Origin of the sequence: Enterococcus pernyi, from assembly GCF_045371165.1 — a bacterium.
In the GTDB taxonomy this organism is placed as follows: Bacteria; Bacillota; Bacilli; order Lactobacillales; family Enterococcaceae; genus Enterococcus_B; species Enterococcus_B pernyi.
In genome coordinates this window covers 19,490-29,881 of record NZ_JBIQDM010000019.1, presented here as the reverse complement: position 1 = coordinate 29,881, position 10,392 = coordinate 19,490, and the positions used below count along the sequence as shown (strand labels likewise).

The 10,392-nt window shown below is 39.4% G+C and carries 8 protein-coding genes; all 8 read right to left on the bottom strand.

The features are described from left to right. Positions 1-215: hypothetical protein (locus ACH0AK_RS14715; RefSeq protein WP_499797075.1), on the bottom strand; the 215-nt coding region annotated here is incomplete at its 3' end. A gap of 10 nt (positions 216-225) precedes the next feature. Next, on the bottom strand, positions 226-354 hold the full coding sequence (locus ACH0AK_RS14710) for an XkdX family protein (protein ID WP_023520196.1): 129 nt from the start codon (positions 352-354) through the stop codon (positions 226-228). Then, positions 347-694 carry a hypothetical protein gene (locus ACH0AK_RS14705; protein ID WP_499797073.1) on the bottom strand — a complete coding sequence of 116 codons (348 nt, stop codon included), beginning with the start codon at positions 692-694 and terminating at the stop codon, positions 347-349. The genes ACH0AK_RS14710 and ACH0AK_RS14705 overlap by 8 nt, the downstream gene beginning before the upstream one ends. A 12-nt stretch (positions 695-706) precedes the next feature. Beyond that, on the bottom strand, positions 707-2,893 hold the full coding sequence (locus tag ACH0AK_RS14700) for a BppU family phage baseplate upper protein (RefSeq protein ID WP_499797072.1): 2,187 nt from the start codon (positions 2,891-2,893) through the stop codon (positions 707-709). Beyond that, complete coding sequence (locus ACH0AK_RS14695) at positions 2,894-3,940, bottom strand: hypothetical protein (RefSeq protein WP_499797071.1); 1,047 nt, start codon at positions 3,938-3,940, stop codon at positions 2,894-2,896. Beyond that, positions 3,940-4,968 carry a phage tail protein gene (locus tag ACH0AK_RS14690; protein ID WP_499797070.1) on the bottom strand — a complete coding sequence of 343 codons (1,029 nt, stop codon included), beginning with the start codon at positions 4,966-4,968 and terminating at the stop codon, positions 3,940-3,942. Before ACH0AK_RS14690 ends, ACH0AK_RS14695 begins: the two co-directional genes overlap by 1 nt. A gap of 8 nt (positions 4,969-4,976) precedes the next feature. Then, positions 4,977-5,798 carry a phage tail domain-containing protein gene (locus ACH0AK_RS14685; RefSeq protein ID WP_226077041.1) on the bottom strand — a complete coding sequence of 274 codons (822 nt, stop codon included), beginning with the start codon at positions 5,796-5,798 and terminating at the stop codon, positions 4,977-4,979. Then, positions 5,795-10,390: a phage tail tape measure protein gene (locus ACH0AK_RS14680; protein WP_499797069.1), complete on the bottom strand. Its 4,596-nt coding sequence runs from the start codon at positions 10,388-10,390 to the stop codon at positions 5,795-5,797. Before ACH0AK_RS14680 ends, ACH0AK_RS14685 begins: the two co-directional genes overlap by 4 nt. Between the last annotated feature and the right edge of the window lie 2 nt (positions 10,391-10,392).

The window sequence follows — 10,392 nt, the reverse complement described above, 5'->3', positions numbered from 1 at the left end:
ATTTGCTTAAAAATAGATCTGATTTGTTCTTCAATAATTGAAAGCCGATTGCCATAGTCAATCTGACTTTTTTCTACACGGATGATCGTCTTTTCTAATTTCCCTAACGTGTGATCAAGTTTCGTGAACATCGCATAAAATTTCGCCACACCTACAATCAATGTGCCGCCGAGTGTTATGATCGCGATCCACTCCCCGATAGTAATTCCCTCCATAAGTCACCGCCTATTCTACTTCTCTCAGTAGTTTTTTTAATTGTTTTTCAGAAATTGCTAACGGCACAAACATTCTGACTTGTTCGGCAGTGAAAAAACCTTGGCGATACATTCGTTCAATTTGTTCATAACTAAACATCTTGGAGCGCCTCCTTTACTTCGGCCAACTGATTGGCAAGTTGAATATCGTTCATCATAAGTGTGGCATTCAGTTCCCCCATCTGTTGAAGCTGTTTGCTTTTACATTCATCTTGCTTTTTTAATTCTTCATACAAACATTCAAGATTTTCTAATTTTTCACGAAGTGTTGCGTTTTCTAATTCTTGCCAACGGTTTTCTGTCGGAATAAAAAACTGATCTGCTAATTCAATTCCTTCTAACGGTGTGATATCTGTATACGGAACAGATATCACACTATCGTCTAAGACTTCACCAACATATTTTCCGCCTGTTCGTCCATACTGCCAAATTGATTTCATATTTTCCTCCTTTTATGCTGCCAAAACTTCTTTGATATACACTTGATCAACGCCCCAATTATTCACTGAAGCAGTGGTAAAATTAGTTTCTGTCACAAGCGTGACACGTTCTCCAGCATTAAACTTTCTTACACAAAACCAGCCAACATCATTGCGCCAATTCAATGAACCAGCGATACCAGCTACACGCCAGTCGCTCGCTCCGTTTACACGCATCCCAAGATAAGCATAGTAACTGGCATCGTTCGTTTGACAGGTAAATTTACCAACAAATTGGAGCGCACAGTTTTTTAGAATCGTTAAAGTTTTATTGTCTTCAGATAGTGTAAATAAGTCATTCGTTTTTGATCGTTCATTATCATAAGCATATGGGCTACCCCAATTTAAAACAGTCCCATCTGAAACGGGTACTCCTGTTAATCTTCCACCAATTAAGGATATTCCAAAGGTTTCAGTTGATATACGTTCACCTTCAATATAAGGCTGTTCAAGAAAATCCTTTGTCCCTTCAATAGCCTGTGGCTCTGTCAGACTTACTTTGTCATTCAACCTTTTTTCAGTGTATTCAGGTGTGACATCCCAGCTGTAGTCGTATGGATTATTGCTATCTTTGATACCTTCACCAAAGTACTTGTGCTCAGAAATATCGGGAGTAGCTATTCCGCCTTTTTCTATTTTTAATGAGTCAATCGTTACTTGTCCCATGGTTGCTTGAGGAAATTGATAAATTTGTAACGTGCTAGGTGAAACACTCCCATTCAAATTTACTTCTGAAGGAGTGAATGTCAGTCGCCAAGTATCTGCTAAACCTTCTACTATTTCCATGTCCCCAATATTAGAGGTACTATTCGGACCAGTCGTGTATACCCTAAATGATTGTGTACCTAGCTTGGTTCCTTTCAAAGTTAATGTATACGTCTGATTAGCAATAAATGGTTCAATCATTTCAGCAGAATATACTAAATATTGTCGACTACTTATCGGGAAAGCTTGTTCTTTATTCGCTAAATTGGCATTTAATGGAGTCTTTGAGATCTGATACGGTTCAATAAGTAGGTTGGGTTGATAAGGCGTAACAACCGCTCCTTCTTCTATCTTTATGTTTCGAAGAGATATTTTGCCTTTAATACGGCTTGAAGCTGTAACGTCTTGTAAAACTACATACCATTGTTGAGGCAGTGTCGTAGCATAAGTTGCTATTTGCGTACCACTAATCGTGTGCCAGATATTAGTAGCTGTCGGGAGAGGTCTAACTGTAGATAACATAATATTTCCACCTGGTACGTACGTATTGGTTAATCGAATATTAGAGGCATCTCCCTCTAAACCTTCATGTAACATAATCTCGGCACTGATGGTGTATCTCTTGCCATTTTGAATAGCGGGTAAACGCATGCTTGTATTAAATTTAGTTAGTTGTGCAGATCCATCCAACGTAAAAATGATCTCGCCATCTGGTCCATCTTCAACCGTAGCTCCATTTCCCGATGTAAAATGAGCAGCTGTAATCTTTGGTAACAAATTGGCATTCCCTGAATAGTCGTAATTACCGAAATCAATACTGTTTGAGTACATCCGTTTTAGATTACCCAGCTCGTTGATTTGTTGCTCAGTTTGATTGATTTTTTCATCCAGCATTTTTACCTTTTCTTCCAAACTAACCGATTGGTCATTTGCTCGAGCAAATAGTTTTTCAATCTCCTGTTTGGTTGAATCCGTCAATTCTTCGACTTGCTGGGCAAACCAATTAAACCCATTAAAGTAATAGGCATCAATTTCGTTTGTCGTTTCTTCCAAAGGACTACGATGGATCCTGAACCTAAATCGTCCAGCAGTATCAAGGGACTGTTGATTTGGAAAGTTTACATAAACAGAACCCTCTACAACTCCCTGATACCCTAAAATATTTTCTTCTAATACAATATGCACATGACCATTGACCGGATCATCTACTACAGCTAAATAATCATGTCTCGCTAGCCCATCCTCGGCCGTCTCCAAAGGAAATGTTAATCGAATTGGAATAAGTGTTCCTTGTGGGATAGAAAAAGCTACTCCTTCATTTTTTAAAAAGAAGTCGATTTTTGCCGTTCCACGGTCATGAGAATAAAAAGTGGTCCCATTGTCGATGATAGCTTGTTGGACCGTATCAATAACAATGGGTTTGTTTGCCACCTTAAAAAACTGATTTTCTTCCATTTACAACACCGTCCCTTTAGTTACAATCAATCCGACACCTGCAGTTTGAGTCGCTGTACTAGCAAAACCGGAAGGCGTGTTTCCTCGTAAAGTCGCTGAGTCACAACGAAAACCTACGGTATTTCCAGAACCCGAAATATCTCCCACGTTAATTTCTGCCATAAGTCGTGAATGAATCGCGAGCGCTTGGTTCACAAAAGTAGTTCGCCCATAAACATTCATCTTCGATGCCCCGCCACAATAGAGCGCATTATAAGCCGCTTGTTGGGTGGACTCCCCAAATTTACAAGAAGCGATCGCCATATAGCCACCTTGCTCATTAACGATGCCATATCTTCTTCCTTGAAAAATAGGAGCATTTGCAGTATCCACTATTTGCATACCTAAAATTTGAAAATAGCCACTACAGAAGAAAAAGCCAATACTTCTGACTTTTACCGGCAAATCACGAGTAGCTGGAGCTAACGTTTCTTGACTTTGAATCGTGCGAATAACCAATGAACTACCATGAATATTCGCTACTCGGACATCTTCTAAATACACCCCGTCTTCTACCCAGATAGTAATCGAAGAAAGATTTAAAAGTGGAATCATATTGACGGCCATTTGGATGGTTTGAAAAGGCCGTTCCTCTGATCCAACTCCTGTCCGATCATCCCCTCGTGTAGCAGAAACATAGATGTTTAATGTGGCTGCGCTAGGCGAAAATAGTTGTTGAATGACTTCGTTAATCTGTTCGACTGAAGCCCCTTGATTGGCTAATTGAAGTTTTAGCTCACGTATACGCCTAGCAACGCCTTGTTCTCCGCTTAATAATCGATCGTTTAAGGTTTGGTGTGCCGTACCCTCATGATCCACTCGTGCATCTACCACTTCATTTGGTGATTTTCCTCCGGCACTAAGGATCAGATTAGAAATCCGTTGGTTGGTGGCACGCTGTTGTGTATGGATTGAGTCGACTTCTTGTTTTGTTTCACGGACATTATGGTTAAATAGTTTCTTCCATTCACTTGAAATCCGATTACTGACTAATTCTTTTAAATTCATTACACCACTCCTTTCTGTCGTAATTGAACCAATAGTTTCGTCATTGTTTTTTTAGTGTTCGAGAGAACCACTTCAGGTGGTTTGTTCGGTACTAAGGGAAATGTTTTAAGCCCCACTACTTGGATATACGTAGAAATTCCCATCGGCTCGTAAATAAACGGAACATGATCGCCTTTTTGTATTGGCGTCTTCCACTTCAACTTAACGACACCTGAAATATTTGGTGTATCTTGTAGGTCATTTCTTAAGCGTTCCATCATACTTTCCTGATGATGATAGCGTTCATCTCGAACAGGATCTTGAATTCGAATCCCCCATTTTGCCGATTCTTGACTGGTAAGTGTGACTGGAGGGAAAACATAATCACTCTCTCGAGGATTATCTGTTTCCACACCTTCTTTCAAGGCGCCAAATCCACGAATCTGGGTTTTTAAGTTGTACGTGTCGATATCGAATGTCACTTCATCCGTATTATGCTTAAATCGAATCGGCTCATGGACTTTTTTTCCAAACGCATCGGCGGACATAAAGCGTAAATGTTTATTGTCTGGAACAACAACTAAACGAAAGTCCTGTAGGACTTCATTGATCAACCGTAAATAATTCGCATCTCCAAAGTTTTCCTTGTCAGTTGCTGGAAACCCACCGCTTAACTGCCAAGTAAAACCGCGAGCGCCTGTTCCTAGTATGTGCATCAAGAGTTGCATCGGGGTTCGCCGACCAGTGATTTTATTGTATTGATACCCGTCTTGAATCGTGTAATAGACATGTGTGGCCACTACTCTTTTATACACCGCTTCTCCAACTGCCGACTCTTGCATTTCTTTGATGACAAATTGTTGGCCTTGAAAGATGACAGAAGACTCGTAAGTCACTAAATCATACACAACACGGTTTCGAATTGTTTTTCGAATAACAAAACCGACTTCCCACGTTTCGTTCATTTGCCAGTTTTCATAAAAAGACCCCTGATCGTAATCGGTCAGGAGTTCTTCTTGTGTTTCTTCATAATTTCGAATCGTTAACATTGGTTCACCTACTTATAAAGAAATCGGAAATCCCATTCGGATTTCACACGACTGATATTTTGTAATTCCATGTGATTTTCGCCGGGTGCTAATGTAATCACTCCATGGTTCGTATCAATGCCGCAAGAGACCCCATTTTTACGTGGATAGACACTTTCTAGCACTAAAGATTCTCCGTAGCGACGATGCAGTGGCGGGTAATAAATAAAACGATCACCGGTGGTTCGATTGAACAAGATAAACTCTCCATCTGATTCACCTTCGATTCGAATCGTTAAATCATGTTCTCTGGGATCAATCGTAAAATCTCCCCCGTTGAAAATAGTAAACCGACTCGTTTCATGGGTATATTGATACTCTTCTGCCGCTAAACCTTGCGAAAATTGCCAGTCCTCTTCTAAGTTAAAATTAGACTGAGTACTTGCGAGTGATTCCCCATATCCTCGATAAGCATAAAAAGAAATACTTCCAGAAACATAAAAATTATTCACTTCAGAGTATTCAATGGCCGGTATTACTTGGTATCTTTTTCCTGGTTCATTGGGATTAATTAAATAAATGGGAGTTTTGTCGATTAAAAGATTTTGGAACTCTGAAATGAACAATGAGCTATCTTCATAAGAGCTTAATTTTTTAACAAAGTTGGTCGAATAAAGAAAACCATCGTATCGCTTATTTAAAATGCGATATCCATTCTCTCCCTCAAACAGTAAATATTCGGGAACTAATTTGGGCGCTTCTCTTCTCAGACCAGAGAGGTTGATTGGAGCAAACGTTTCTAATAGCGATAACTTATTTTCCGATTTGAAAATAATGCAGTCTGTTCTCATAAAATACCTCCAATGCCTCGAGTATATAAAGCGGAACTTAAATTTGCTCCCGATTTTTCATTAATTATCCTTGAAATTTCATCCATATTAATTGTTAACTCTTTTCTTGATATGATTTCAAGTAGTTGAATAATACGTGTTAAATCAATTTTTGAATGGCTCGTTTTGTCACTTGACTGACTATTAGAATTATTTCGTGTAGTTGACCAATGACCGATTTGGCTCATTGCTGTATCGTCAAAAGAAGTCCCTTTTGCATAGCTAGGTAAACTTTCTTTCATCTTGGCAATAGATGGCCATATTTTCGTTCCTCTAGGTAAATCATATAGTGTCCAGTCATCCGGAGAAATACCAAAATGCCCTTGTGGCGTTAAGAATGGTTCTTTCTTGCCCCCATCACCTAGCCATACTGGCCCACCTTGGAAATAAGGATCACCTGTTGCTCTTCCGGCTACTGGCGGACCAACAAATTCGGTCTGTGTTCTCATAGTTCTAGTGATAACCTCTGGTAAACTCATAAACCCTTGTACACTTTCTAGAGCCAGTCGAGCTGGTCCACTAGCTTCATCCCTTCCGACCATCCTTTTAGTATCCGGAATAGCATTTCGATTGAACTCATGGATAGAAGTGCTAGCTCCAGTGACTTTATTCAACAAGTCTGTATTATTTCCAAAAAGACTTTTTAAATGAGGTAAAACATTCCTGTTATAGTCTTCAACACTAATAGCCCCGTCTCGAACCTTACCTAAAATGTCCTGATTGTTCGCTAACATCACTTTTATATCAGGATCTAATGCATTCCAAGCATTCATTGAGGTTTCTGATTGAAAAACTTTTTGAAGTAAGTCCGAATTGTGTGCCAAGATATGTTTGTCTTGAACGGATAGTTGATTCCAATAGTTTATCGATTCTTCTGATTGGCTAATTGCAAGTAGCGCTTGTTCATTATCCGCTAATAGTTCTTTTATTTCAGTAGGTAAGTCATTCCAACTTTTTAACGTTTCTTCAGAAGTGGCTAAAATTGTTAGAAACTGACTATTCTCTGCTAGCATTTCCTTCGTTGCATCAGGAATTTGTTGCCAACGGTCATAGGCTTCTTCTGATTCATGAAGCGTTTGTAATAGTTGATAATTTTCCGCATTAAGTGACTTAATTTCCGCTTCGAATTCCTCCCAAAGACCTAAGTCAAACATAGTCTGTGCCATCACTTCGGGTGTATTTGAGTATAAAAACGCAGTTTTGGCTTCAAGGGACATCGCTTCCCAGTTACCAGAACTTTCCAGCGCCTTAAACATCGTCATAGAAAATTCATCTTGCAAGACCGCTTCTTTATCACTCCATGCCATGCCATCCCACCAACCGTTAGCAATCGCCGCTTCACCAATTACTTTTTTAGCATTTGAATCTAAATCTGCTTCGTGAACTAGTAATCTCAACTCATTCCATGTTTGAGTATCCGCTGCTGCTTCTCTAACTACTTCAGGTACATTGGATTTTAACTCTCCCGTTTTTTCATCAAATACTAAGCTATTCCAAATCTCAGCTCCTTTACCAAGAGAACGGTTCGCTTCGTCCGCTGTCCAAGCTAATTTTTCAGCGTTTCTCGTTGCATTTTCAGCTAAACGCTCACTGGTTTTTTGTGCACTTTCAACAATCTTTTGATTTTGAGCAATCATTGCTTGTGCAGTCGCGTCATTTCCTCGAATTAACTGTCCATTAGCTAGGAATACTTCATTTAATAGTTCAGGATATTTTTCTGTAATAGCTGACATCTGAGCGTCTAGTCCATCGACTGTCGTCTTATTGATTTCATCCCATGCGCCTAAAAATTTCTGTGCAAACTCTCCTTCAAGATTGTATCCCATGGCTTCAAGTTGTTTCTCCATCTGCTTGCGCATTTCATCAGAATGTTCTGCAGATGCCCGCCGTTGTTCTCCTAACGCTTGTAACCATGCCTTAGATTGTTCTTTAGTAGCATTTTCTACATCACCATTCATCGCATCGAGAATATTTTTTTTCTCTTTTGCAGAAATATCCAGTGTATCAACATAGGCTCGTGTCGTATCTTTAGCTAAATCCTGAATAATTTTGGCTTCAGAGATACTTAAATTTCTATCATCTTGTGCCGCTCTAGCTTTAATTTCGCTGATGCGTTGTGTATTCTTCTGAACAATTTCTAAAGAATTCTCTGCTAAAGCAATTTCATCTTGTAACATTTCTTTCATTGCTTGATCAAAATTATCTGGCAATTCTCCAAGTAACCCTTGAAGTCCCTCGATTTTTTTTATTAAAGATCCTTCGATTGATTGTCCAATACTTTCAACACTTGAGACCATTGATTGACTATTCACTTCAAACCCTTGGGCCATCATTCCAAATTGGCCTGAAACGGCTTCGGTATTCGATTTAACACTTGTCAAAGTTTCATGTGTCACTGCACCAACGTCGGTTCCCCATTCACGCGTCCTTCTAGAAGACTCTAAAGCTTCTTTGCCCCACAATTGATAAGCTACAGCTCCTAAGCCGATAGCTCCAACAGCTAGACCTAAAGGTGAAGTTAATAATCCGACTGATTTAGCAAATAATCCAGTTCCTGTTTTGGCTCCTAAAATCGAAGTAGTGAACCAATTCGTTTTATCACCTGTTCTAGTCATTTCTGATGCGAGGGCCACTGTTCCTTCACTAGTGACTGCTAGCGCAGTTGATTTTGCTTTTAGAGTCCCTGTAATTTCACCAATTTTTTTACTAAAACTTCCTATTGTGGAAATACCATCACCAACATTTTTTATAAATCTTCCTGTAATTGAAGCTGCGGGACCAACAGCTGCAGTGTATACCAATGTTTTCACTATAGTCTCTTGTGTTTCTGGAGAAAGTTCAGAAAATTTTGTTGCCATTTCACCAAGATATTCAATGAAAGGTTTTGAGGCGTTAATTGCACTTCCAAAGGCATCCAGAAAAGGACCACCCATTGTAATGGCTACATCATTTAATTGATTTTTAACTACACCTAGTTTATGAGCTACGGTCTCTTGACGGATGGCATATTCATCAGAAAGTGCTGTTCCCTCATCGTATGCTTGATTCCCCATGCGAATAGAATCAGCAAATAAGTCCGATGCATTGGCTCCCCGTAATAACGCATCTCTTAAACGAACTTCACTGATACCCATATCGTCTAAAACTTTGATTGTTGACGTTCCTTGTTCCTCTGCTTTTGATAATCCAACAACAAATTCCATAATTGCCTCAGCTGGATTTTCTTTAAAAAGATTCGCAAATTCGGCATTTGTCATCCCAGCTACATTGGCAAAATCTTCTAAGCTCCCCGCAGCCTTATCTGCTTCCTTATACATATCTTTTAACTCAGCAGAAGTAAAACCCATTCGTTTTGATACATCAGTTAATTCTTTCCCACCATTTCTAATGGCAATAGTCAATTCTTCCCACGAAACATTTTGATCTGCAGCATGACCTTTTAATTCATCAAAAGCGCCTATCCCTTTTTCTGTCGCAAGTTGCATTTCAATCATTACTTTAGAAAATGCAGTACCTCCTGCTTGCGCTTCAATTCCTACAGAAGAAAGTGCCGCCGCAAATCCAAGAATCTCTCCTTCAGTCATACCAACTTGAGTACCTGCTGCAGCTAAGTTCATTGCTAAATTACCAATCTCTGCCTCAGTAGCTGCAAAATTATTACCTAACTCTACTAAAGAAGATCCCAGTTTTCTAAATTCGGTTTGAGGCATACCGGTGATATTCGCTAAACGTGCTAAAGCAAATGCAGCATCCTCAGCGTTAAATACAGTAGTTTCACCTAACATAATCATTGTTTCAGTGAAATCTACTACATTTTGGGTTTCAATGCCTAACTGTCCTGCTGCTTCAGCAACACCTGCAATTTTAGAGTGGCTAGAATGGTATGTACTTGTCAGCCCTCTTAGCCCTGACTCTAACTCATCATAGGAATAAACTACTTTTCCTGTGGAATCGATAACTTCCTCGTTAGTTTTCATTACGCTGGCAAAATCTGTTTCCCAATCCATAGCCGCTTTAGTTACTAGCCCAACGCCTGCAGTAATAGGGACAGTTACACCTTTTGTCCAGCTATCCCCAAACCCTTGTATTGATGTTCCTGTTGTGGAAACTTTATCACCAAAATTTTCAAGTGCCTGTCCGCTTTTAGTCCAATTTGATTCACTGATCGCAATTTGTTTCCCTAATTCATTGTGCTGATGCACCATTTTTTCTAGTTCTGCAGTTGTTTTATTTACTGCTGCTTCCGCACTCAATAATTGTGTTTTTTGATCTGCAGTTGCTGTGTTAACATCACCAATACCTGCTTTTAATTCTTCATATTTTTTTCGTTGGCTTTCTAATTGAGCAGAATAGATATCTACTGCTTTTCCAGTCAATGTATATTGTGCCTTTTGTCCATTCAAATTATTAGAATTATTCTTCCATGATGCTTCGTTCGCTTTCAAAGCATTATCGATAGAGCGCATTTGAGTACTCAAAACACGGGCGCTTTGTTGGAATGGATCAATATTTAAACTAACTGTAGCCGCTAAATTTCCTAAGTTAGAAACCATGC